Origin of the sequence: Niallia endozanthoxylica (assembly GCF_008710145.1) — a bacterium.
GTDB lineage: Bacteria > Bacillota > Bacilli > Bacillales > Cytobacillaceae > Bacillus_BD > Bacillus_BD endozanthoxylica.
Genome location: NZ_VYKL01000022.1, coordinates 87,580 through 112,379 on the forward strand (window position 1 = coordinate 87,580; position 24,800 = coordinate 112,379).

The following is a 24,800-nucleotide window of genomic DNA, read 5'->3' on the forward strand; positions in this document are numbered from 1 at the left end:
GTGATTGATGTGGGTGACTACGAAAAAGACAAAGTAGGATTTCTAGAGTATTTTTCTATTGTCTCTATTACAATAGGGTTAAAAAGTACGGACATGACTACGGTCTTGCTGTTTAAAGATGGGCTGAATGCGGCATGGATGATTGTCATTGGCGCTTTTTTGTTTAGTATTCCTTCTCTGCTCTTATTAAATAGTGTATTAAAAAAGTACCAATGCAAAAACATATTGGAAGTTACCCAGCTTACACTTGGAAAACCATTTACTTTTGTCATTGCGTTTCTTATGTTTGGCTTCACCTTACTAAATACAGCAACAGAATCAAGAAGTTATATCACTCAATTGATTACGATTAACTTTCCGACTACACCCTTATTCATTTTGTATATCTGTTTTTTAACACTTTGTATGTGGGGAGCAAAAAAGGGATGGGAAACATTGGGGGCCATTGCATGGACGACCTATCCTTATTTAATTATTGGATTGGGTATCTTATTCTTTCTCATGTTTAAAGAGGTTGCTTTTAATAGAATGTTTCCCTTGTTCGGTACTGGTAAGTGGGAAATTGTAAAAGCAAGCTTTAACTACACATCCATATTTGGAGACGTGTTTATATATACCATGATGTATCCATTTGTGAAGAATCATCAAACATATACAAGGAGTTTATACAGTTCTTTATTATTTACTGTTCTTTTAATGACTTTGCTGTACTTATCCTATATTTGGATTTTTGACTACAGGAGTATAGAGAAAATTACCTTCCCTTATAACGAGGCGATTCGATTCGTCTCTTTAGGAAGAAATATTACCAATATCGAGACATTTTTTATCACGATTTGGCTTGTAGGGGTTTTCGTGAAGTTTATCATCTATATTTATTTAGTAAGTAAAATATTCGGTTTTCTGTTTCAAATTGAAGAATTCGAACATACAATCATGCCGATGACCTTTCTCATCTTCGTCATCGGCATGATACCCGAAAACAATGAGAACAATATCTTTCATATCAGAACGAATTCATTAGTCTACTTTAAATACCTAATTTTATTTTTGCCTCCATTGCTATGGGTCGCAGCAAAAATAAAGGAGGCAAGGGCTGGATGAAAAGAAAAGAAGGTTCATTTCTTATCCTACTATCGCTGGTTCTTCTGCTAACAGGATGTTGGGATAAAAAGGAGGTAGAAGAGCGCTCATATGTCATGGCCATTGGACTGGATCTACCCACAGGGCTTGATATAGAAAAGGAACAAGCGATTGATGTCACGTTTCAATTTTCCAATCCTAAACTTAACATTAAAGGAGCTTCTTCCTCGGGAGGATCAGAGCTGAAGGAGATTGTATCCTTGACTGCACCGGATCTTGTAACCGCCAGAAACATGGCCAATTCATTTGTAACACGGGAAATTTCATTTACCCATAATAAAGTATTAATTGTTTCTGAAGACTTGGCTAAAACAGAGACTTTTTATCGACTACTGTCTACAGCCTTTAAAGATAGAGAGGTGCGAAGGGAAATGAGCATTATTGTTACAGAAGGAAAAGCTTCCGAATTCATTGCAAAAAATAAACCCGAGATGATGATAAGACCTCACCGGTACTATCAATTTTTGATCGACCGTGCAACCGAAACGGGGTTAGTTCCAGAATCAACGATTAACCGTTTTTTTGCTATTACAGACGGTGATGCCGATCTTTTTCTCGCCATGTACGGTTCCTACAATAAGAATACGAACGCTGGCTTTCAAGACGAAGATCAATACACAGCAGGTCAAGTACCAAAAAAAGGAGGAAACCCTGTGCAGCTCATCGGTTCGGCTGTATTTAAGGAAGGAAAAATGATTGGTAAATTATCGGGCGAAGAAACAAGGATAGCCAGATTACTCGATAATACGGCAAACATAAGGGATTTATTCTCCAGCTTTCCAGATCCGTTGGATAAAAGGTATAAAATAGCCGTGAGAATTAGGAAAACGAATAAAAATAAAATAGAGGTAAAACTGCGAAATGGTCCGCCAAAAATAAATGTAACCTATCCGCTTGATATGAAAATCTTATCAATTCCTAGTATGATTAATTATGCGGAGAATCTAGAAAATCAAAAAAAGTTAAAACTAGCACTGGAAGAAAAACTGAAGGAAAATGCGGAAAAACTGATAGAAAAAACACAAAGGGAGTTTAAGACAGAGCCTTTTTACTGGTCTTTGTATGTTCGACCTTTATTTAGCACCGTCAAGGAATATGAAGAATGGGACTGGAACAATAAAAGATATCCTTTTGCTGATGTTCATATAACAGTGGATCTAAATATTACCGGATTCGGTAAACAATTTGGAGAATCTGAGATAGAAAAGGTGATTGATTAAAAATGAACATACTATTTTGGGCGGTTGTATTATTCGGTTCATGTTATAGCTTTTGGTACGCTTATTACTTAATCAAAGATAAGAACCTATTAGGGGCATTTGGTATGGTTTTAGTTGGCGGTTTGATAAGTGGACTGTCTTTTTTGGTTAGTCTTAAATAAGTGTACGGATTTAGATAATATCGAATAGAGCTCAGAAATAACAAACAACCCCATCTGCAAAACGGTGTTTGCGGATGGGGTTGTTATGTGTTTAAAAGTATAAAAGGAGCGGATGATATTAACCGACTTTCTTCGTGTTGATAGTAAATGCCTTACCTTCTTTACGCTTCTTAGCATATTCGGCAGTTGCTGTAAATAGTACATCAGAAGATGAGTTAAGTGCCGTTTCACAAGCATCTTGTAAAACACCGATAATGAAACCAACCCCCACGACCTGCATCGCAATATCGTTTGAAATTCCGAATAAGCTACAAGCCATAGGAATAAGTAAAAGCGATCCACCAGCAACACCTGAAGCACCTGCAGCAGATACAGCAGATAGAATGACAAGAATAGCAGCTGTAGCAAAATCAACTTCAATCCCCAATGTGTGAACAGCAGCTAATGTTAGAACAGCAATGGTAATAGCTGCCCCAGCCATATTTACCGTAGCGCCTAATGGAATGGAAATAGAATACGTATCCTCATCCAAACCGAGCTCCTTACATAAACGCATATTGACTGGAATGTTTGCAGCTGAGCTACGAGTAAAGAACACGGTAAGCCCGCTATCTTTAAGACATTTGAAAACAAGTGGATATGGATTTTTACGAGTATAGATGTATACGATAATAGGATTTACAATAAGTGCTACAAAGAACATACATCCGAGCAGTACTAAAAGTAATTGTCCATAGCCAAGTAAAGCTGAAAGTCCGCTTGTTGCAATGGCATCATAGACGAGGCCCATGATTCCTAGTGGAGCTAAGTTAATAACCCATTTTACTAATGTAGAGATGGCATCTGAGAAATTTCCCAGCATGTCCTTCGTTGAATTGGAAGCATTTCTTAAGGCAATACCAAGAAGAATGGCCCAAGCTAAAATTCCGATATAGTTGGCATTGATAATAGCATCTACTGGGTTTGCTACAATGTTAAACAGTAATGTTTGAAGTACTTCTAGAATTCCCCCGGGAGGAGTCAAGTCTTCGGCACCAGTTGTAAGGGTTAAGTTTACTGGGAACATAAAGCTCGCCAAGACTGCGATAAGTCCTGCTAGAGTCGTACCTATAGCATATAGGACAATAATAGATTTCATATTGGTTTGTGTGCCGCTTTTATGTCGTGAGATGGCATTCATAACGATGAACAAGACTAGAATTGGTGCAACGGCCTTTAAAGCGCCAACAAATAAGGAACCAAATATTGACACCCATGCTGTGGCATCGGGGATTGCTAAAGCAAAAACAATACCAAGTACCAAACCGACAAGGATTCGTTTAACCAAGCTGATTTGATTCCATTTAAGCAGTAAATCTTTCATATGTTCTCCTCCGTCATTATATAAGTCTACCAAGAAAATACAGTTGTTTCTCTGTGGTGGATTTTTTCTAAGTATTAGTTTAACACGAAGATTGTAAATTGTGAAACAAATTATTATATTAAAATATTGGATATTTATACTTTAAGATAAATACGGACCTGAGAATTAAGCACAGCCTATTCTAGAGGTAATAATTAACAAAACAATGAATGTATTGAAATGCTTTTCATGAAATGATTATTTTCATCTTTTAGTTATAGATTTTCAGAATATTAACTTGTTTTAATAATACAATTATAAGGATACTTCTAGGGGGGTGAAGGGATGACGTTATCTAATGCTATCCGTTGGCTTGGGCTGTTGGCTGTAATTGGGGGTATATGCAGGCTATTGATGACACCGTTAGAATTAGTATGGGGTACAGATAACACGATGGCTCTTATCATTGGTGGAGTAACAGGATCTGTCTTTATCATCATCGGAACAGCTGGAATCTATCTATACCAAGCGGAAAAAGCGGGTATACTTGGATTTATTGGTTTTTTTATTACTACGTTAGGAAATATACTCGTCTGCACTATGGTGATGATTTCCTTATTTGTTAACACTGCTTTACAGGATCCACAAGTTTTAGAACAGGATCTTCCAGGTCCCGTTGTACCGATCCGAATCATTATGATGATTGCTATGAACCTGGGGTATATTTTATTTGGAATTGCTACACTGAGGGCCAAGGTGCTGCCAAGATGGGGCGGGGCATTAATGATTCTTTTAGTACTTATGACATTTATTCCATATACTGAGTATTTATTTGCCGTAGTCTGGGGGCTATTTAACATTGGACTCGGATGGGCAGTTTGGTCCAAATCGAACGGCAGTGAAAATAAGGTTGAAGTAACTCAATAGCTATATAACTTCCTAAAATAAGGAGCAGTCTAAATGATTGCTCCTATTTTTCGTTATAAACTAGACCTTACTTTATTCATACGATTTATCTATCGTAAATCCACGTCCTTTGACTTCATTTACCTGGTTAATAATCATGAAAGCCTGCGGATCGATGGAAAGGACAAGATTATTAAGCTTCGTGAGTTCACGGTTAGAGACGATGGTTAGAACGACTAAGCGTTTGTCATGACGATAGCCTGTTTCAGCATGGATCAATGTCGAGCCTCTATCTAAATGCTGTAGAATCATTGTATTAATTTCTTCATATTTATTGCTGATGATTTTTACCTGCATACGTGATTTTCCAAAAATCAGGACCTTGTCCAATATAACGGTATAAATCATGATGAGCAAAATCCCATATAGAACCTGTTCTTTATTGGCAAAAAGCATTTGTGCTAACAGAATCAAGAAATCAAAGGCATATAAGGACAGAGAAACGGAAATCCCAAACTTTTTATTCAAGACAAGCGGTGGAATATCCATACCGCCTGTTGATGCTCCGGCTTTGATGACGATTCCGATGCTCACCCCAATGATAATCCCAGTATAAATGGCTGAGAGCAGCCTGTCGTTTGTCACCTCTTGCAGCATCGTGACATTTTCAAAAATACCAAGAATAAATGGAAAATAGAAGGTGCTGATTAAAGTAGTAAGCGCAAATGATTTACCAAGGATGATGGCCCCAAGAATGAACATAGCAATATTGAAAACAGATACGAAAATAGAAACAGGAATACCAAATTGATGATAGAAAACAAGTGCTAGTCCAGTCGTCCCTCCTGTAATCAAACTATTAGGAAGAATGAAGGCGGTAACGGCTAAGGCATAAAGCGTATTGCCAAAGAGGATGAGTCCAATATTTTTTATCCAAGATGAATGTGTCTTTACCATATAATGTTTCTCCCCATATACACTAAAAAAAATCAGTCATTTCAATATTTTGTAAGTAATACTTTCATACAATTAGCATATGAAAAAAAGATTATATTATGAAAGAAATAATAATGAATGTTTTGTGAAAAAAGCAAAGATCTGAATATTATTATTGACTAAATTAGATGTTGCTGATAGAATTTCTAATTATTGTACAATAATAGATTTTAAATATATTAGCAGGCTATGATTGCTATGGGTAGTACTATGGCATGAGCGGCTTCTGGAGAGATCGCATAATATGCGACGCCGAAGGGTTCACAATCTCAGGCAAAAGGACAGAAGAGTAATAAATATACTTTTATTTGTTATTCTTACGTTTAAAGAGATTGGGAAGCTACCAATCTCTTTTTTTGCTTTCCTTTTGTTCATGTATTCACATGAAGAATACCAATTCCGTTAATTAAGATGATTATTTGGAGGAATGTAAAATGGAAAAGCAAGAATTAAAAAGGGATCTGAAAAATCGACATGTACAGCTTATTGCGATTGGCGGTACGATTGGTACAGGTTTATTTTTAGGTTCCGGAAGAGCCATACAATTAGCAGGCCCATCTATCATATTGGCTTATTTAATCGTGGGAATTGCTTTATTTTTTGTCATGAGGGCATTAGGGGAACTGCTTTTATCGAATGCAGGGTATCAATCCTTTACGGACTTTGCCGCTGATTATATTGGGCCATGGGCAGGTTATGTAACCGGCTGGACTTATTGGTTTTGTTGGATCATGACAGCCATGGCAGATATCATCGCTGTAGGGGTATATGTACAATATTGGTTCAATATTCCGCAATGGATACCGGCTTTAGTCTGTTTAATCATTTTATTAGGACTGAATTTATTAACCGTTAAGCTTTTTGGAGAGTTAGAGTTTTGGTTTGCCATCATTAAAGTAATTACGATTCTTGCATTAATTGTTATTGGAGTCATTTTGCTGTTTATTGGATTCCAAACTGAAACAGGAACAGTTTCAGTCAAAAATCTTTGGGAGTATGGCGGCTTATTTCCAAATGGGATATCAGGTTTCTTACTATCCTTTCAACTGGTTGTATTTGCCTTTGTTGGTGTTGAATTAGTAGGGGTATCTGCAGCAGAAACGTCAGACCCGAAAAAAAATATTCCATCTGCTATTAATAAAATTCCTCTGAGAATTTTGTTTTTCTATGTAGGAGCATTAGTTATTATTTTAAGTATCAATCCATGGGAACAGTTGAGTGCTTCGAGCAGTCCTTTTGTTCAGGTTTTTAGTTTAGTAGGGATTCCAGTTGCAGCCGGAATCATTAACTTTGTTGTCTTAACATCGGCAGCTTCAGCATGTAACAGCGGTTTATTTTCAACGAGTCGAATTCTTTATAATTTGAGCAGTCACAATCAAGGACCAGCAAAATTTTCGGCGTTAAATAAAAATCATGTACCAAGTAGTGCTTTATTTACATCAGGGATTGTCGTTTCGATTGGTGCTCTTTTGAGTAAACTTATTCCGGGACAGGCATTTAGCATAGTGACAACCATTAGTGCGATTTGTTTTATCTGGGTATGGAGCATCATATTAATTTCTCATATAAAATATATGAAAACACGTCCGGATTTGCGAGAAAAGTCAACCTTTAAAGCACCGTTAGCACCATTTATTAACTATGTCGTACTTGCTTTATTTGTATTTATTTTAATCATTATGTTGCTCGCTGAAGCAACAAGACTAGCATTACTGCTAACCCCAGTATGGTTTATCCTATTATTCATTGCTTACGCATTAAGAAAGAGAAAGTTTAACAATCACGCAAATGAAAAGGACATAGAAACAAGCACAATTGCATAATAAAAGCAGGAGGCTGCTCTCCTTCTTTCAACTATATCTAATGGAAAAAAGAAGCTCAAATAACTAATAGAGCTTCTTTTTTCCATTCTAGTATGAAAGATGGTATGTTGAGATGAAAGAAGCTGTGCTTGTTATTTTGAATGGCTTTGTCTATTAACATTGTTGATTTTTGACTCATCTAAAGCTGTATGGTTATGAAATGACAGAAGAAAAGGCCTTTTCTTCTGTCATTTCATAACCATACAGCAACCTTTCAGCATAGCTGAAAGGCGTGAGAAATGTCCATTTCTCACGGATGAGTCAAAAGTCAGGCTTATCAACATTGTTTGCTAATAAAGCTTTTTTAATAGACATGGACGAATATGACAGTGTTTGTTTCAGAAGAGTCAGCATACATATAAAAGAACATATTTAATAGAAGGAATGTGTGATATGAATGAGGAGCTCCTAATAAATGCAGATGAGTGCTACCGGTTGGCCGGGCAGAAGGCTGCTCATTATTTTAAGACATTATCTGAGCAGGTTATGCAACAAGCCTATGTTCCAACCTTGACAAAGGATTTTCAAGCTTGGAAGCAGAATCACATTCATCATTATTCAATATTATCGCTATTTTCTCGCAAAAGGGGTAAAGAGACTTTACAAGGATATCGTCATTATATTCAATGGCTGAATTACACGGGCAAACTTGATGATTATTTAGACCGCAGTATATCTTATATCTATTTGAGAGATTTAGGCAAAAGTCTTCAGTCAGGCGCTGTAAAGAAAAAGATTCAAGATGTGGTGGAAAGTCTGAAAGAACACCTTACACACACGAAAGACGAGGAAGATTCTTCTGATACATACAACATGGCAGGTCTTTATCGGATAGCCCAGAAGGAAGGCGTTGAATTGGCCATGATTTGGCTGGTTCAAAAACTAAAAATGGTATCTGAAAATATACCAGAGGGCCTTCATGCGGAACATGCCCAGCGAAAACTGATAAAAATCATTGCCGGTGTCATTATGCTTGAGCTTGAAGAGATGAGTGGTCAGGAATCTCCTGAAGAACGTACCGAAAAACTAGATCGAGCGATACGGTTAGGCTATTGCTATGGTCTTACCTATCCTTTCATTGATGATCTTCTTGATTCTAAAATATTATCCTCTGATGAGAAAAGAAAATATTCCAATTTGATACGGATTACTCTTACCACAGGTTCAGTACCGGAACTAGGAGAGTGGAGAGGAAAAAACGCAGATTATATTCGCTTTATTCACAAAGAGTTGCGAGAGGCCTTTGAATATATTAAAGCCAATCAGAGAAAAGAAACGAGAACACGTTTTTTTGAACAGGCCTATGTATTTTATCAATCACAGGAAGAGGATCGTAATAAGGATTTATCCAATGAACATTACACGAATGAAGAAATCTTCTTGCCAATCATTTTAAAAGCTGCTTCCTCAAGATTAATCATTCGTTCCATCATCAGTGCTCCAATGGATGAGGGCTATGACAGCCGAACGTTTTATTACGGAATATATAACCAGCTAGCTGATGATTTTGCCGATATGTTTGGGGATATGAAGGAAGGAGCGGTTACTCCTTATACATATTATTTGAAATATCATGAGAAACGCCCTGATTTAATTAACCCCTTTGAATTGTATTGGACGGTTATTTTTCACTTAATACATAATGTTTATCACTCAGACCCTAAGACCTGTGAAGTGATGCTTGACCGTGCGATAAATGGTTTGAAGCGGTTTAAAGAGCGAATAGGAACAGGGAAATATAATGAAATCATGACACTTCTTACTTCAGGTATTCCGAAATTTAATCGTGTCATTCAAAAAATGGTGCAAAAAGCAGATGATGTAGATTTTTTTGATAAATTGCTTCGTGATCATATGATTACCCTCCTTAAAAATGAACGGAAGGAACAGGAGGAATTTAGGGATACGATTAAAACGGTACGTAATCATATCAATGCTTATCTGCCTATTCTGAGAAACGAGAAGACAGCGATACTGAAAAATCCTATTATTGATGCGGCCAATTACAGTCTTTCTGGTGATGGGAAGCGCTTGAGATCCATCATTGCATGGGCGATGGGGGTTAAGGAATATGGATTATCTCAATCTGCTATCATACCTCTGCTTCAATCATTAGAGTATATGCATACAGCTTCGTTAATCCTTGATGACCTGCCTTCCCAGGACAATGCATCCACTAGAAGAGGCAGACCCACACTGCACCAAGTCTATCATACATCTATAGCAGAGCTAACCGGACTATTTCTGACCCAGAAGGCGGTTGAGGAGCAGGCATCGCTAGAATCATTTGATGTAAAGACAGTACTATCTTTAATTCAATATTCTGCTCGAAAGGTTCAAGATATGTGTGAGGGCCAGGCGATGGATTTAGAATCGGCAGGTAAGATATTGACATTGGAGGAGCTTAGTATCATGTCTTTTTATAAAACCGGGATAGCATTTGAGGCTTCGCTAATCATGCCCGCCATTCTTGCCAATGCTAAGGAGTCTGAAATTGCTATCTTGAAGAAATTTGCCTATCATGCCGGTATCGCTTTTCAGATTAAAGATGACCTGCTCGATGTGGAAGGTGATGAATTCGTACTAGGAAAACCGGTTGGCAGTGATGCAGAAAAGCAGCGATCGACCTTTGTCACTATCCTTGGAATCGAAGAGGCGAAAAAAACAATGTGGGAGCAGTATTGCCTTGCTTCAGAAGCACTAAAGGAGGTTCCTCAAAACACCAGTTTTTTGAAGCATTTGTTGAACTATATGGTCAATCGGGATCATTAATACTATTAAAGACCAAAGATTCATCAAGGATTGACCCTGATGTTCTTTGGTCTTTTATTTTGGAGTCATGAATGAAATAGGTCAGAGCCTGTCTAAATGTTGTTATGAAAGGAAATACCTCATGGAAAATTAGACTCGAATTCTACATAAGCTATGGAATTGTTTGGAATTAGTTGGAATAACAATTAGATAAGAAATCTTTTGGAAAAAGGGGAACGAATCATCATGCAGACAAAAGTTGAAATAAATAAAAAAGTGGAAAAATCAATCGATCATGCTTTTGCATCCCGCTTTGCTAAATCAATGTTTATAGCCATTTGCGGTTTAGCAGTTTTATCTTTTATTGGTACGAGAATGTTTACACATGTCGATTTAAATCTGTATGGCTATATGGTTGGGACAATCGTCTTTCTAGGGGGATTTTTCTATCGATTTATCGCTTGGAGCGAGAGACCGCCGACAAAGGTCCTTATCAATAAAGGCATCAAACTACTATTTAGAAAATCAACAGTGAAAACATCTGTAGAGCACCTTGCCACTTACCGATTCATCTGGAATAGGGGAATTTATCGATGGATACAGCATATGTTAATCGGATGGGGTTGTGTTCTTGCTATTTTAGTAACCTTTCCCCTTGTTTTCGGATGGATGTATTTTACCATGGATGACAATGGCTACTACAATATCATCTTAATGGGAATTCAGATCATGACTGTACCAGCTGAAGGAATCGTTGCTAATCTATCCTATAACGCATTGAACATTTCAGCTGTAATGGTGATATTAGGAGTCTGCATGGCTATATACCGCCGGTTGAAAAATATGCAGGCAAGAGCAGAACAAAAATTTCTATATGACTTTCTTCCGCTTTATATGCTGTTATTGGTCAGCGTTACAGGATTGGCGCTAACATTTATGAATATCTTTTTACATGGTGCAGGGCAGCCAGTCATGTCTTTGATACACCAATGGTCAGTCATTATTACATTGATTTATCTTCCATTTGGTAAGCTTGCACATATTCCGTTCCGCCCGATGAGTGTTCTGACAAGAAACTACAGAGAGCATTATGCGGAGCAATCAATGAAGCAATGCAAGGTTTGTGGAGATGAATTTGTGTCAGTAGAACAATTAAACGACGTTATCGAGGTTCTTCTAGTGAACGAAATTGAATTTCAAACGCAGGAAGGTTATCATCTTGCGGAATTATGCATTCCATGCCGAAGAAAGTATCGGATTGCTCAATTTTCCGGTTTTCCTACCCACGAAGTAAAAGTTAAGGAGGCAAACCAGAATGCAAAGGGATAAGTTTTTTAGAGCAATAGAGAATATGAAACATCCAAACGAAGAATTGGTAAAAACGCATTGTGCATACTGTGGTATGCAATGTGGCATGAACTTAAGGGTTAATACACAAACGAATAAAATTATTGGGGTTGAACCCCGCTATGACTGGCCTGTTACAGTTGGGAAAATGTGCCCGAAAGGAGTTACAGCCTACCAGCAAACGAACCATGATGATCGTATTTTAAAACCGCTTATTCGAGATGATGCAACACTAAAGGGAACGAAAAAAGGCTTTCGTGAAGCAAGCTGGGATGAAGCGTATGAGTTAATTGTGAAAAAATTCACTGAACTTCAAGATAATTACGGAAAAGATACATTGTCTGTCTTCAGTGGTGTATCAATGACGAATGAAAAATGCTATTTAACAGGGAAGTTTGCCCGTGTTGCCCTTGGAACACGCTACATTGATTATAATGGCCGCTTCTGTATGTCAAGTGCTGCCGGAGGATTTCTTCGTTCTTTCGGTGTAGATAGAGGCTCAACATTGCCTTGGACGGATATTCATGAAACAGATTGCTTATTTATTGCAGGGAGCAACACAGCTGAATGCCATCCAACATCGATGTTTCGAGTATGGAACGTACAAGAAAGGGGTGGCTACCTCATTGTCGTTGACCCTCGTGAAACCCCATTGGCAAGCAGGGCTGACATCCATCTCGATTTAAAACCGGGAACAGACCTTGCACTTGCGAATGGAATTTTAAATTTAATCATTCAGAACGGTTATGCAGATGAAGATTTTGTGAATAAACATACGAATGGTTTTGCTGAAACAAAAGAACTTGTGAAAGAATTTACCCCTGAATATACGAGTCAGCTTACAGGAGTAGCCCCAGAAAAAATTATTCGCGCTGCTGAAATTTACGGAAAAGCACCGAATGCGATTGTCATGTTTGCCCGCGGAAGTGAACAGCAGCATAAAGGCGTTGATAATGTTTCGGCTTATATAAATATGGCTTTAGTAACAGGCAAAATCGGACGTCCGAAAGCAGGAGTGGCCACATTTACTGGTCAGGGAAATGGGCAAGGCGGACGCGAACATGGTCAAAAATCAGATTTGTTACCAGGCTATAGAAAAATTACAAACCCTAAACATGTGGAAGAGGTTTGTAAGGTATGGGGAATCACTCCAGAGGAAATGCCGCTACCGGGTGTTTCCGCTTATGAAATGTTTGAATTAATGGATCAAAAAACGATTCGTGGATTGTATCTGCTATGTTCAAACCCAGCCATTTCTGCACCCAATTTAAACTTCGTCAGAAACGCATTGAAAAATTTAGACTTCATGGTATGTGCTGACTTCTATTTATCTGACTCTGCAGAATTTGCGGATGTGATTCTGCCTTCTGTCACATGGTCTGAGGATGAAGGAACGGTTACAAACCTCGAAGGCCGGATTATTAAAATTAACAAAGCGCAAGAACCAATTGGTGAAGCAAAGCCTGATTGGCAAATGCAAGTGGAGCTTGCTGAACGTCTAGGTAAAGGTAAATACTTTTCGCATTTGAAAACAACAAGAGATATAGCAGCTGAGTTTAGACTTGCAAGTAAAGGCGGCTATGCCGATTACTATGGGGCTACATGGGATAAAATTGACAAACAAGACGGAGTATTTTGGCCTTGTAAGGATGAAAAGGATACAGGAACACCGCATATGTTCCTAGACAAAAAATTTTATCATCCAGATGGAAAAGCGCAAATTTGTGCACTGCCATATCGCCCTCCGGCAGAGGAGCCTGATGAAAGTTACCCGCTGTGCTTAACGACTGGACGTGTGGTATATCACTATTTATCAGGGAACCAGACAAGAAGAATTCCCTTTCTGCGCGCCATGTGTCCGGAACCATTTGTAGAAGTACATCCAGAAACAGCGGCAACATATAAGTTGGAGCATGAGGAAAGAGTTCGCCTATTTACACGCAGAGGTGAAGCGATTTATAAAGTGAAAATAACCGAAGCCATTCGAAAAGATACTGTTTTTGTTCCGTACCATTTCGAGCGCGAACAATCTATTAATCTATTGACTATTGCTGCGCTTGACCCGATTTCACGTATGCCGGAATTTAAAGCATGTGCTGCTCAACTAGAGAAAATTGAAACAAAGAAGGTGCTTTAAGTGCAAAAGAGGCTGTATTTAGAATTAGAAAACTGTATTGGATGCCGTTCTTGTCTAGCGGCATGTACACAGTGCGGAGGTCATGAAGAACGTAATAGAAACTATGTATATGATGTAAATCCACTTGCTAACCGGCAAACAATGCCACTTATGTGCCTTCATTGTGTGAACCCAGCATGTGCAAGAAGCTGTCCGGCCCAAGCAATCCAAATCCATGAAACAGGAGCGGTTTTATCAGCGCTAGTTGAAAAATGTATCGGCTGCCAAAACTGTACCATTGCCTGCCCCTATGGAATACCAAAGTTTGATGCCGAACAAAACTTAATGTATAAATGTGATTTGTGCATTGACCGAACAAAAGACAATATTCCACCAATGTGTGCGAGTGTGTGTCCGTCAAATACAATCCAATGGCTGACTGATGGAGAAATTGAAAACAAGAATAAACAATTCAATCTCGATAATGAAAAATGGGTGACAAGCTTACCGTATTTGGAAGGGGAAACGCATGTTAAAGTAAATCTTCCTGGTATCTTACAGGGGACAACAAAATTGTACTAGGAGGGATAGGGATGCCGTCGGATAAGAATAATAAAATTCCTTTTAATGAAGATAATTACACACATAATATAGAACGGGATAATGAAAGAAAGCTTGACAGACGAGGATTCATGAAGACGTTAGCGGGAGCTGCTGGGGCGTTTGCTGTCTCTTCCCTGCCATGGGGAGCCGTAGCAGCAAAAGAGTTAATGGGACTTGGAGATAAAGAGTATCCACATAAAAAAATTACCGATGTAAGTAAATTACCAGTGGGTGATGCGATTGAGTTTACGTTCCCTGGAGAGCATGATGATGCACTTCTAATCAGATTAGCTGAAAATAAATACGTTGCCTATCAAAATGCCTGTACACATCTTCGCTGTCCTGTTTTTTGGGTAAAGGATCAAGGTGAAATGGTTTGTCCGTGCCACCATGGTAAATTCAATGTCGAGACGGGTGCGCCAACAGCAGGGCCTCCTAGACGACCACTTCCTGAGATTGTAGTGAAAGTTGAAAATGGTGCCATATATGCCGTAAGGGTGAAGCGTTATGAAGAATAAGCATGTAGGTGTTGTCATTCTTTGTGCTGTACTGATGCTTAATATTATTTTTACTCAATTCATGGTGCATCAATATTTCTACGAAAATTATGTAAACACAATCATTTTTGGGGGATTAAATATTATTTTGCTTCCTCTAGCAATATATGTGTATCAAAAAACGGAAAAGCGTGATGAACATGATTAAAAAAATCCAGCTTCCTTTACAAACGATGAATCTTATCGTCGGTTTTATGATTTGGGTATTAATCTCCTCCTTACTGCCATTTATTAAAGAGGATATTGTGATTCCTGACAGTCAACTTGCGCTTGTAACAGCGGTACCGGTAATTTTAGGTTCTATCCTTAGGATTCCGTTAGGGTTCTATGCGAATCAATTTGGAGCCAGAACGATATTCCTGTTTAGCTTTATCCTGCTGTTATTCCCCGTTTATTATATTAGTATGGCAGATTCACTTGCAGATCTGCTCATTGGAGGATTATTTCTTGGAGTGGGGGGAGCTATTTTCTCAGTTGGAGTAACCTCTTTGCCCAAGTATTATCCGAAAGAACGTCATGGCTTTGTCAATGGAATTTACGGTGCGGGAAATCTGGGAACAGCCTTATCAACGTTCGCCGCTCCAGTCATTGCTACACATGTTGGCTGGTCAGCAACTGTTCAGATTTATCTTGTGATACTTGCTATTTTTATCATAGCAAACTTTTTCTTAGGTGATAAAAAGGAACTGAAAGTAAAAACTCCCCTCATAGAGCAAATAAAGGGTGTATACAAAAATGAAAAGCTGTGGCTGCTATGTTTATTTTATTTTATCACCTTCGGATCGTTTGTTGCCTTCACCATTTATTTGCCAAACTTTCTTGTTTCGAACTTTGGCTTAGATAAGGTTGATGCAGGTCTAAGAACGGCAGGGTTTATCGTTATTGCTACAATTATGCGGCCTATCGGCGGCTGGCTCGCTGACCGCTTCCATTCTCTCATTCTACTTATGTTCACCTTTGGCGTTTATACCATTTCAGCGATGATTCTTTCGTTTGCCCCTTCTATCGGATGGTATTCCTTCGGTTGTTTGACCATTGCTTTTTGTGCCGGAATAGGAAATGGTGTTATTTTTAAATTGGTACCATTGTATTTTCAAAAGCAGGCAGGAATTGTGAACGGAATTGTCTCTGCAATGGGTGGATTGGGAGGTTTTTTCCCTCCAATTATTCTATCTCTGTTGTTTAATGTAACAGGCCATTATGCCATTGGTTTTATGGCATTATCAGAAGTGGCACTTGCCAGTTTGATTTTAGTTATCTGGATGTATTTCAAAGAAAAAATGCAGCTTGCAAAAGAAGTAATGCATCATACGGTGGAAGGAATATTAGTTACCGACACGAGCGGTAAAATCATTTCCGTTAACCCAGCCTTTACAAAAATTACTGGATATCAGGAAGATGAAATTCTCGGAAAGAACCCGAGTATATTGAAATCAGGAAAACAATCAAAAGAGTTTTACCAGGATATGTGGAATTCGATTGAAAAGAATGGATTCTGGCAAGGGGAGATTTGGAATTGTCGCAAGGATGGACAGCAATATCTCCAATGGTTGACCATTAGTGCGATTAAAAATGATGCTGGTGATGTAGTTCAGTATGCTGGAATGTTCAGTGACATTTCCAGTTTTAAAGAAACATAAGCAAAGGGACAAATGCTCAAACATTTGTCCCTTAAATATATAATCTGATTCAGCTGTGAAAGTCGTTTGCCAGCCGTACAGGGTGAGGACTAGTCATTGCCTCTGACATAATACAATATCCCTTTGCACCTGTTGCTAGTATTTCTTTAACATGATATCTTTTGATTCCGCCAATCGCAAATACCGGGATGTTGACTGAATCACATACATCTTTCAGAAAGGAGATTCCCCTTGGAGGAACTCTCTTTTTACTATCTGTTGAAAAAACATGCCCTGCAATTAAATGAGTAGCTCCTAACGAGACTGCCTCTTTTGCTTCCTCTGCTGAATGGACCGAAGCACCGATTCTATTAAAAGACTGCAACTCACATTGATATTTTCTCAAATTTTCCATAGATAATTGAATATTGGTGAGTCTCAATTTATTGGCTACAGAAATATTTTGATTGATGATTAGCGGTACATTGTGATGCTTACAAATATCATTTACTTGTATGGCTAATGCTTCATATTCATCAAGTTCTAAGTCTTTTTCTCTAAGCATGATGGAATGAGGCTTCCCTTTAGCTAATTGATCTATTTGTGCTAAAAAGTCCTGTTTACAAAGTTTCCGATTGGTTACAAGAATCAGCATAACAGATTTCCGCCTAGACTCTGATGTAGTCTGTATAGACCGGCTGCAGTCCTTTTTGTACAAGCATGTCGTGGACCTCTTTGACACTTCTTTCATCGGAAATTTCAAACTGCTGGTCGCCTTTTTGTTCTTCTTCATGACCTCCAACGCCCACATTCACACCTGCTGACATTTTCGTTGCCACCATACCGGCAGTATGGTCACGGAATCCTGCTCTTTCGCGAGTAGAAATCGTAATTCCCGCAAATGGCATGAACAAGCGGTAAGCCATCATCACTTGCAGTAGTTGCTTTTCGTGTACATCTTTTGAATTATTATCTGCATTATTAATATATGGGCGTATCCGCGGAACGGAGAAGCCAATCTCTGCATGCGGATATTTTTGTTGAATTAATTTTGCATGTAATCCAGCTGCAAAAGCATCCTTGCGGAAATCGTCTAATCCAAGCAATGCGCCAAAGGAAACCCCGCGCATGCCGCCTAATAAAGCACGTTCCTGCGCATAAAAACGGTAGGGGAAAATTCGCTTCGATCCCCATAAATGAACCTGTTCGTATTTATCAGGATTATAGGTTTCCTGATAAACGGACACAAAATCAGCACCGCATTCATGCAGATACGCATATTCTTCGACATTTAACGGATAGATTTCAATGCCGACTGTCTTGAAATATTTCGCCGCCAGCTTAATGGTATTCCCGATATATTCTACATCTGATTTATAACGAGATTCACCGGTAAGAAGTAAAATCTCTTCTAAACCTGTAGCGGCAATCGCTTTTAGTTCGTCCTCTGCCTCATTAGGGTTAAGAACAGCACGCTGAATTTTATTCGTTGCTTTAAAGCCGCAATAAACACATTCATTTTCACAATAATTTGCAATATATAAAGGGGTAAAAAGAGTGACGCTGTTCCCGAAGTGCTTCCTCGTTTTCTCCATTCCTTTTCTGGCTATCTCTTCTAAATATGGCAAGGCAGCAGGGGAGAGAAGTACCCCAAAGTCCTCCAATGATAGATGGTCTTTGGCTAGAACTCTCTCAACATCACGTCCTGTATAAAGACTATAATCATACGTTTCTACCGTTTTTAACACTCTATCCATTAAATCAGATGGAATGATTTCCATTCCTTCCTGATACTGCATATGGTCGACTTTTTTTCTTTTCATTTGCCTTAATCCTCCAAAAATCCTGTTAATGGACTAGACGCTTCTGCTTTAAAATCTAGCACTCTTCCTAAACCGGCTAAATAGGCTTCACGTCCTGCTATTATTGCTTGTTTAAAAGCACTTGCCATCATGGACACATCATTTGCTGTCGCAACGGCTGTATTACACATAACCGCAGCAGCACCCATTTCCATTGCCTCGCATGCTTGGGACGGACGGCCGATACCTGCATCAACAATAATAGGTAAATCGATTTCATCTACGAGGATTTGAATGAATTCCTTTGTACATAGACCTTTATTGCTTCCAATCGGAGCACCTAAAGGCATGACCGCTGCTGCCCCAGCATTGACTAGAGCTCTTGCTGTATAAAGGTCCGGATACATATATGGCATCACAATAAATCCTTCTTTCGCCAGCATTTCGGTTGCTCTAACCGTTTCTTGATTATCAGGCAGTAAGTATTTTGAATCGGAAATAACCTCTAATTTAATAAAATCTCCGCAGCCTAGTTCCCTTGAAAGACGGGCGATTCTTACGGCTTCCTCTGCTGTTCTTGCACCGGACGTATTCGGAAGCAGCGTAATATTTTTAGGAATATAGTCGACGATATTTTCTTCGCCGCCTGTGTTTGCTCTCCTTAAGGCTAGAGTGACAATTTCCGCCTCTCCATGTTCAATAACAGCTTTCATAAAATCGAGTGAAAATTTACCTGACCCTAAAATAAATCGAGATTGAAATTTATGTCCGCCAATCGTTAATGGATCTTTTATTAATGTCTCTTTCATGTTCATATTCCTCCTAAACTTCTTCTTGTCCTAGTAATAAACGTAGAATCATATTTGCTTGATGGCCGGCACAAATTTGCACTCTTGGTGCCATTAATCCTCTGCCAACCTTTGCTTCATTTTCTAAATCTCCACATACATATAATTGTTTCATCGGTCTTCTAGTTTGGATTAAATTAGAGCTGTCATAGCCTGCCATGCCGGAACCGGATACAATTTTACAATCAGGGAGCTGTTCCAATGCCGTATTCACCAGCGTGGCTTTAGCATCCGGTTTGTCAAAGGCTTCACAAATGACATCGTAGCCTTCAAAGAGCTCCTTCACATTTCCCTCTGAAATTTTAGCGTCTCTAGTCTCTACCGTAATAAATGGGTTAATTTCTTCTAGTTGCTCTTTAAGTGCGGTTGTCTTTGGCATCCCCAAATGTCTTACGTAATAGCTTTGTCGGTTAAGATTACTAGGTTCAACAATATCAAAATCAACTAGAAACAGCTGTCCAACCCCAATTCTCGCTAGCATAACCGCAATATTAGACCCAAGACCGCCTAAACCAGCGATGGCAACCTTTCCTCCTTTTACCTTTTGGTGGACATAGGGAGTATGCCTAGCCATCATCATGCTTTCTAATTCTTCTTCATCTGGCATGACGCCTTTTCGAATAATAGAAAGAATATCATTTTCAGCCAAGGATGAATCTTGATTCATTTGAAATCCGTTTAGAATGACGATATCATCAGAATTTCCTATACTATCTCTTACTTGGAATGCGGTCTGATAAGTCGTTTCCTGTTCTTTTCCATTGATGATTATTTTCATAGTGTTCAACCTCCTCCAACAAATCGAACAATTTCTAACGTATCTTCTTCTTTCAAAATGACATTTTTGTATTCTGCCTTTGGAACAATATTTCCATTGCATTCAACGGCAATTTTCGTTAAATCAAAGTTTCTTAATGTCAAATAATCATATAAAGTTTGATTCTTTTCTAATGTTTCTAGCGTTCCGTTTACCTTCATTTTTCCACTTCCTTCCAAAATTTCATAAAAAAAAGCACAAAAAGGGTAACACCCTTTCGGTGGTGCTCCCCATTTTGTGCTTCGTTTTTATTAATAATTATCATAATTATATAAAAAGAGTGACTATTAATCAATGATAGTTTTGTCCTATTCGAATTTTTAGTTGCTAAGTTTGGGTTATAAGAAAAGAATGAGTCTGGGATTCCTTTGTTTTTGAATAGATATTGTTTATCTGAAGAAAAATATCTCCTATATGTGGAATGTTACTTAATAAAGGAGATAACACAATGAAAATTGATTTTGATTTAATAAAGAAGACGGAGCGATACCATTATGACAATCCTGCATGCGGTGTGCTGGTTGATATTTTCCAAAATGGCAGCCATTGGCATGCCGTGGCGATTGCAGAAAACGCGGAGTGGTATTGTCATAACGGCTTCGGAGAGACAAAAGAGCAGGCGACAGAAGAGGCTATTATTGGTGTGTTAAATCTCGTGAAAAATAGGGATTTATAGAATAGATTAACATTTACTTGAACCCAATTGTTTATATTGGGTTCTTTTTCAACGTCTAATAAGGAAGGTTTCGACATGTTTACACTGAATATGCTAAACAGGAAGCAGTAACAGCATTGCGAACACCGCCGTCAGGTTTAGGGATTTCGACTCTTTGGACAGGAGTTGGCTCATAAGACTCTTACCCTAGAGATTACACCCATGCCGGTCGTATTATAAGAAGGGGAGCCATTCATAAGACTCCCTTATAAATTGAGCCATTTCTAGAATATGAGATATAATGGACTTAAGTTGAATTAATTTGATGGATAACCTACAAATTGAAGGCGGAAAGGGGATTTATATGAGTATAGATAATCAAAGTAAAACAATTAATAAAATAGTTGATATTAAAGATTCCTTGCCGAAAAGACAAAGGCAGTTATGCGATTATATTTTAAAAAATTATCAGTCAATAGGATTGATTACAGTTAAAGAGCTTGCCGATAATGCCGAAGTTGGGATTTCAACTGTGATGCGTACGATAAATGCCTTAGGGTATGAGAATTTTAATGACTTACGAAAAGATGTCTACGATGAATCGATTACTTCTTCCGACTCAGGATGGACACAGAAGAAGTTTTTGACAGAAATTCAAAAAGAAGAAGGGAGAGCTACAACTTTAGTACAAGTTTGGAACGAATCAGTTAACTTATTAAACAAATCATTAGACGCTGATTTAATGGAAAACTTTGAAATTGTAATAGATATCATTGAAAAATCAAGTCATATCAATATTTTAGGTACACGACCATACAGAGCAACTGCATTATATTTTGAAACATTGCTTGGAGAATTTTATTCTAAAATAAGACAACTAAGCCATGATACGGAAGTTATTTATGATAGGATTTTACAATTTGAAAAGGATGAAATCTTAGTGGTTTTTGCATTCGAACCCTACACTAATCGAATTATTGAAGCAGTAAAGCTAGTCCATGAATTAGGCAATAAAATTATTTTGATAACAGACTATATCTCATGTCCAATTATTTCATATGCGTCGGCAACACTGAGAGTAGAAGTTAGTAAAGAGCAATTTTCAGTAGTACCTGTTATTGCGTTGATAGAGGCATTAGTACTTGAAATTGGAAAACGCTCATCAGAAGAGGCAATTAAAAGGTTGAAAAGACTTGAGAAAACCCTTATAGAAAAGAATGTCGTCTTTTCTTATTAAAACTAAAAACAATACTCATTTTTAAAGAGATATCAGTTAACTCCTACCAAATCGCGGTGGGGGTTTTACTATTTTAACAGGATAGCTTTCAGCTATCTGTTTTACTTTCAGGTCCTCCTCATCATCAAACCGTACATGAGTCTGTCTAGCAATTGATTCTAGATTCACAAAAGCAATATTCAAATTCCTTTTTGTGTTCTCAGTAACCTTCTCAATGATTTCTTCATCTTTAAATCTAGTTACAGCTCTCCCGCCTTTTGCTAGGTACATAACTCCTTTTTCTCTCAGTCCATCTAAACTATTTTAAATAATTACATAACAATAACATAATTTGAAACACAACGAAATTAAATATTCCCTTTTTAAAAAAATGATTTACATATATTCAAATTGAGTATATTATAAATTTAAAATCTTTTCAAAATATTATATTAATTACTCTTTTAGAAAGGGGAATATTATCGTCTATTTAGTTATTAAAATTTTTTGTAGAGATTCTATTTTAATCAAATGCGATTCTGAAATGTTCCCGGATGTTTTCATTTCACAAGCACCTAAAATTTACCTTTGATTTTCTACTTAGTGGATGCATGTGAACGGGAACTTGTTTTCTTTGACGTACTGTGTATGCAAAAGCCAAGGAATTCGATTTTTCTTGGGGTACAACTTATTTTTTTTACTTTTTATCGTTAAATACACTAATTGAAATTTTTTATTCCCTTTTATAAATTATGATTTACATCATTCCATTTTTGTGATAAAGTAAAGTTTATAAATGATTCAAAATATTTAAATAATTATCTTTTAGAAAGGAGAAATTCTGTAAGCGGTAAAACTTAGACGAAGCTATTAAATTAAATCAATCATTAACAGAATTAATAGATTTACTTGAAGAAGAGCTTCATTGAAATTGGGTGAATACTAAATACACAAGGGATAGGAGGAAATTCAATGAAAGATGTAATTATCATTGGCGGTGGACTTGCTGGTTTGTCTGCTGCTTGGCGTCTTAAACACCATGATATTTTACTTTTAGAATCCGAAAATCGTATTGGCGGGCGTGTACGATCTGAACGCCGAGGAGATTATTGGTTAAATTGGGGTGGTCATTTATTTGCTGGTCCTGGTTCAGCTACAGATGAATTAATTAAATCTGTAGGAGTAACTGCATTACCTGTACCTGGAATTTTAAAGGCAATGTCTTTGAATGGGAAGTTGTTTACAGATGGTCGAGTTGAAACGTATCCATTTAGGGCCCCTATGTCATGGAAAGGTAGATTTGCGATGATACGTGCAGGTGCTAAAGTACGTGCAGCGGTTGTCAAATATGGCAAAATGGCAAAAAAACGTCCGGGAGAGGACTATAGAGTTCAACAACAGCGAATTTTAGAATATATGAGAGATCGAACGTTTGCCGACTTTACTGGTAAATTACCACCAGACGCAGATGCCATTTTTAGACCTACAGTTAGCCGTTCGACTGGCAGTCCTGAGACAATGACTGCAGGAGCAGGTATAGGATATTTCCACACGGTATGGAACAAAGATGATGGATTAGGGAGAAATATTGTTGGGGGACCATCAACGCTTACGGACACGATTGCCACAACATTAGGTGAACGAGTTCAACTAAATGCAAACGTTTTAGAGGTTCTTCAGAAAAAAGACTCTGTAGTCGTACGCTATGATCAAAATGGCGAGATACATGTGGTGGAAGCACGCTATGCAGTAATCGCAACCCCTCCCCAAATTACAAGAAAAATAGCGAGAAACCTTGACCCTGAAATCGCAAACGCTCTGGATCGAGTTAAATTTGGCCCACATGTTAGTGCAGCATTTTTAACAAATGAAACAGGACCTCAAGTTTGGGATGATGTGTATTCTATTGCTACGCCTAAAAGATCATTTGACATTATTCTTCATCACACGAATCTAGTCCGTTCAATAGAAACCACGAGAAAGCCAGGTAGTAGTTTTATGACATTTTCACCAGGGGAAAGTGGGCGTCGGCTAATTGATAAATCGGATGAGGAAATTATTCAAATCTATTTGAAAGATTTAAATGAAATATTTCCAGGTTTTAAGAACCATGTAGTTGAAGCTCACGTAATGAAATGTCCATTTGGATCAGCTTATACTGACTCGGATCGTGCAATCATACAACCAATTATAGAAAAATCTGCAGGTCGATTGTTCTTAGCAGGTGATTGGGTAGGCACCTTTTATACAGAATCAGCTATCCAAACAGGATTCACTGCAGCACAAAGTATTAATGGCTTACTGGAATTCAGGCCTCAAGAATCTCAAAAAGAGAAACAATTTAAGGCTGTGTCTGGTAATTAATTACCATAATTTCTTTGTGGAATCTGCCAATATATAACATTATTTTCCGGAAAAGTCATCCAGAAAAAATTTTGAATATTCAAAATTTTTAAAAAGAAAGGAGAAATAGTCATGGAAACAAAAATAGTAAAATCTTCAGAAGCTAATATCTTCTTGGAAGGAGTGGAGGTATGCCGGGAGTATTTTAAGACAGAAAAAATTACATTTGGTACTTCACAACTTCATCCCGGACAAACGGGAGCGGTTGATAAAGGGCATCCAAACTCGCATGAAGTATTTTTTGTAGTGAGAGGTTCGGTGCTGCTCCGATGCGGAGAAAAGCTGTATGAACTAAACGAGGGAGATGCACAGATCATTCCGCCGGGAGAACCGCATCAGTTAACAAATATAGGAGATTGTGTAGCTCTCGTAAGCTGGAGCTTGGCACCTTCTGAAATTTGACTGGAAGAATGAAATGAAATGTGAAAGGAAGAAT

23 protein-coding genes and 1 riboswitch are annotated in these 24,800 nt (G+C 38.0%); of the genes, 15 read left to right on the forward strand and 8 right to left on the reverse strand.

What is annotated here, in order from left to right; genetic code table 11:
• The first annotated feature begins 9 nt into the window (after window positions 1–9).
• A complete protein-coding gene (locus tag F4V44_RS14940) occupies window positions 10–1,104 on the forward strand; it encodes a GerAB/ArcD/ProY family transporter (RefSeq protein ID WP_191090693.1) in 1,095 nt (364 codons plus the stop codon).
• Window positions 1,101–2,363 carry a Ger(x)C family spore germination protein gene (locus F4V44_RS14945; protein WP_191090694.1) on the forward strand — a complete coding sequence of 421 codons (1,263 nt, stop codon included), beginning with the start codon at window positions 1,101–1,103 and terminating at the stop codon, window positions 2,361–2,363. The genes F4V44_RS14940 and F4V44_RS14945 overlap by 4 nt, the downstream gene beginning before the upstream one ends.
• Window positions 2,364–2,642: 279 nt before the next feature.
• Here F4V44_RS14945 and sstT read toward each other — a convergent pair whose 3' ends face one another.
• Window positions 2,643–3,887, reverse strand: a complete 1,245-nt coding sequence (gene sstT / locus F4V44_RS14950; RefSeq protein WP_150440824.1) for a serine/threonine transporter SstT — start codon at window positions 3,885–3,887, stop codon at window positions 2,643–2,645.
• 324 nt (window positions 3,888–4,211) lie between these two features.
• On the opposite strand from sstT, the gene F4V44_RS14955 reads away from it, so the two are divergent.
• Window positions 4,212–4,793, forward strand: a complete 582-nt coding sequence (locus F4V44_RS14955) for a hypothetical protein (protein ID WP_150440825.1) — start codon at window positions 4,212–4,214, stop codon at window positions 4,791–4,793.
• A gap of 72 nt (window positions 4,794–4,865) precedes the next feature.
• On the opposite strand, the gene F4V44_RS14960 is transcribed toward F4V44_RS14955, so the two are convergent.
• Window positions 4,866–5,729 (reverse strand): YitT family protein, encoded by an 864-nt coding sequence (locus F4V44_RS14960; RefSeq protein WP_150440826.1) that lies wholly within the window; start codon window positions 5,727–5,729, stop codon window positions 4,866–4,868.
• Window positions 5,730–5,984: 255 nt separating this feature from the next.
• Window positions 5,985–6,063, forward strand: a riboswitch (glycine riboswitch).
• Between the two features lie 139 nt (window positions 6,064–6,202).
• Here F4V44_RS14960 and F4V44_RS14965 point away from each other — a divergent pair.
• From F4V44_RS14965 to F4V44_RS15000, 8 genes are all read left to right on the forward strand, one after another.
• A complete protein-coding gene (locus F4V44_RS14965) occupies window positions 6,203–7,591 on the forward strand; it encodes an amino acid permease (protein ID WP_150440827.1) in 1,389 nt (462 codons plus the stop codon).
• A 423-nt stretch (window positions 7,592–8,014) separates the two neighbouring features.
• Complete coding sequence (locus F4V44_RS14970; RefSeq protein WP_191090700.1) at window positions 8,015–10,402, forward strand: polyprenyl synthetase family protein; 2,388 nt, start codon at window positions 8,015–8,017, stop codon at window positions 10,400–10,402.
• Window positions 10,403–10,627: 225 nt separating this feature from the next.
• Complete coding sequence (locus F4V44_RS14975; RefSeq protein ID WP_150440829.1) at window positions 10,628–11,710, forward strand: hypothetical protein; 1,083 nt, start codon at window positions 10,628–10,630, stop codon at window positions 11,708–11,710.
• Complete coding sequence (locus tag F4V44_RS14980) at window positions 11,697–13,865, forward strand: molybdopterin oxidoreductase family protein (RefSeq protein ID WP_150440830.1); 2,169 nt, start codon at window positions 11,697–11,699, stop codon at window positions 13,863–13,865. Before F4V44_RS14975 ends, F4V44_RS14980 begins: the two co-directional genes overlap by 14 nt.
• Window positions 13,866–14,426, forward strand: a complete 561-nt coding sequence (locus F4V44_RS14985; protein ID WP_150440831.1) for a 4Fe-4S dicluster domain-containing protein — start codon at window positions 13,866–13,868, stop codon at window positions 14,424–14,426.
• 11 nt (window positions 14,427–14,437) lie between these two features.
• The gene (locus F4V44_RS14990) at window positions 14,438–14,965 is read left to right on the forward strand and encodes a Rieske 2Fe-2S domain-containing protein (RefSeq protein WP_150440832.1); all 528 of its coding nucleotides are present in this window, start codon (window positions 14,438–14,440) and stop codon (window positions 14,963–14,965) included.
• Window positions 14,955–15,152 (forward strand): hypothetical protein, encoded by a 198-nt coding sequence (locus tag F4V44_RS14995; RefSeq protein WP_150440833.1) that lies wholly within the window; start codon window positions 14,955–14,957, stop codon window positions 15,150–15,152. Before F4V44_RS14990 ends, F4V44_RS14995 begins: the two co-directional genes overlap by 11 nt.
• Window positions 15,145–16,644, forward strand: a complete 1,500-nt coding sequence (locus F4V44_RS15000) for a nitrate/nitrite transporter (protein ID WP_150440834.1) — start codon at window positions 15,145–15,147, stop codon at window positions 16,642–16,644. Before F4V44_RS14995 ends, F4V44_RS15000 begins: the two co-directional genes overlap by 8 nt.
• Before the next feature lie 49 nt (window positions 16,645–16,693).
• Here the strand turns inward: F4V44_RS15000 and F4V44_RS15005 are convergent, their stop codons facing one another.
• Genes F4V44_RS15005 through thiS form a run of 5 tightly spaced genes read right to left on the reverse strand, consistent with a single transcriptional unit; the run spans window position 16,694 to window position 20,251 of the window.
• Entirely contained in the window at window positions 16,694–17,278 is a 585-nt protein-coding gene (locus tag F4V44_RS15005; protein WP_150440835.1) for a thiamine phosphate synthase, read from the reverse strand.
• Between the two features lie 13 nt (window positions 17,279–17,291).
• Window positions 17,292–18,446 carry a 2-iminoacetate synthase ThiH gene (gene thiH, locus F4V44_RS15010; RefSeq protein ID WP_150440836.1) on the reverse strand — a complete coding sequence of 385 codons (1,155 nt, stop codon included), beginning with the start codon at window positions 18,444–18,446 and terminating at the stop codon, window positions 17,292–17,294.
• 5 nt (window positions 18,447–18,451) lie between these two features.
• Window positions 18,452–19,234, reverse strand: a complete 783-nt coding sequence (locus F4V44_RS15015) for a thiazole synthase (protein WP_150440837.1) — start codon at window positions 19,232–19,234, stop codon at window positions 18,452–18,454.
• Window positions 19,235–19,247: 13 nt separating this feature from the next.
• Window positions 19,248–20,051 carry a sulfur carrier protein ThiS adenylyltransferase ThiF gene (gene thiF / locus F4V44_RS15020; protein WP_150440838.1) on the reverse strand — a complete coding sequence of 268 codons (804 nt, stop codon included), beginning with the start codon at window positions 20,049–20,051 and terminating at the stop codon, window positions 19,248–19,250.
• Window positions 20,052–20,056: 5 nt separating this feature from the next.
• Window positions 20,057–20,251, reverse strand: a complete 195-nt coding sequence (thiS, locus tag F4V44_RS15025; RefSeq protein WP_150440839.1) for a sulfur carrier protein ThiS — start codon at window positions 20,249–20,251, stop codon at window positions 20,057–20,059.
• 287 nt (window positions 20,252–20,538) lie between these two features.
• On the opposite strand from thiS, the gene F4V44_RS15030 reads away from it, so the two are divergent.
• Both F4V44_RS15030 and F4V44_RS15035 read left to right on the forward strand, forming a co-directional pair.
• The gene (locus F4V44_RS15030) at window positions 20,539–20,766 is read left to right on the forward strand and encodes a hypothetical protein (RefSeq protein ID WP_150440840.1); all 228 of its coding nucleotides are present in this window, start codon (window positions 20,539–20,541) and stop codon (window positions 20,764–20,766) included.
• Between the two features lie 343 nt (window positions 20,767–21,109).
• Window positions 21,110–21,982, forward strand: coding sequence for a MurR/RpiR family transcriptional regulator (locus tag F4V44_RS15035; RefSeq protein WP_150440841.1), 873 nt, complete (start codon window positions 21,110–21,112; stop codon window positions 21,980–21,982).
• Between the two features lie 36 nt (window positions 21,983–22,018).
• On the opposite strand, the gene F4V44_RS15040 is transcribed toward F4V44_RS15035, so the two are convergent.
• Window positions 22,019–22,252, reverse strand: a complete 234-nt coding sequence (locus F4V44_RS15040; RefSeq protein WP_150440842.1) for a hypothetical protein — start codon at window positions 22,250–22,252, stop codon at window positions 22,019–22,021.
• 681 nt (window positions 22,253–22,933) lie between these two features.
• On the opposite strand from F4V44_RS15040, the gene F4V44_RS15045 reads away from it, so the two are divergent.
• Both F4V44_RS15045 and F4V44_RS15050 read left to right on the forward strand, forming a co-directional pair.
• Window positions 22,934–24,325: a protoporphyrinogen/coproporphyrinogen oxidase gene (locus tag F4V44_RS15045; protein ID WP_150440843.1), complete on the forward strand. Its 1,392-nt coding sequence runs from the start codon at window positions 22,934–22,936 to the stop codon at window positions 24,323–24,325.
• A 111-nt stretch (window positions 24,326–24,436) separates the two neighbouring features.
• Window positions 24,437–24,766: a cupin domain-containing protein gene (locus F4V44_RS15050; protein ID WP_150440844.1), complete on the forward strand. Its 330-nt coding sequence runs from the start codon at window positions 24,437–24,439 to the stop codon at window positions 24,764–24,766.
• The last annotated feature ends 34 nt before the right edge of the window (window positions 24,767–24,800 follow it).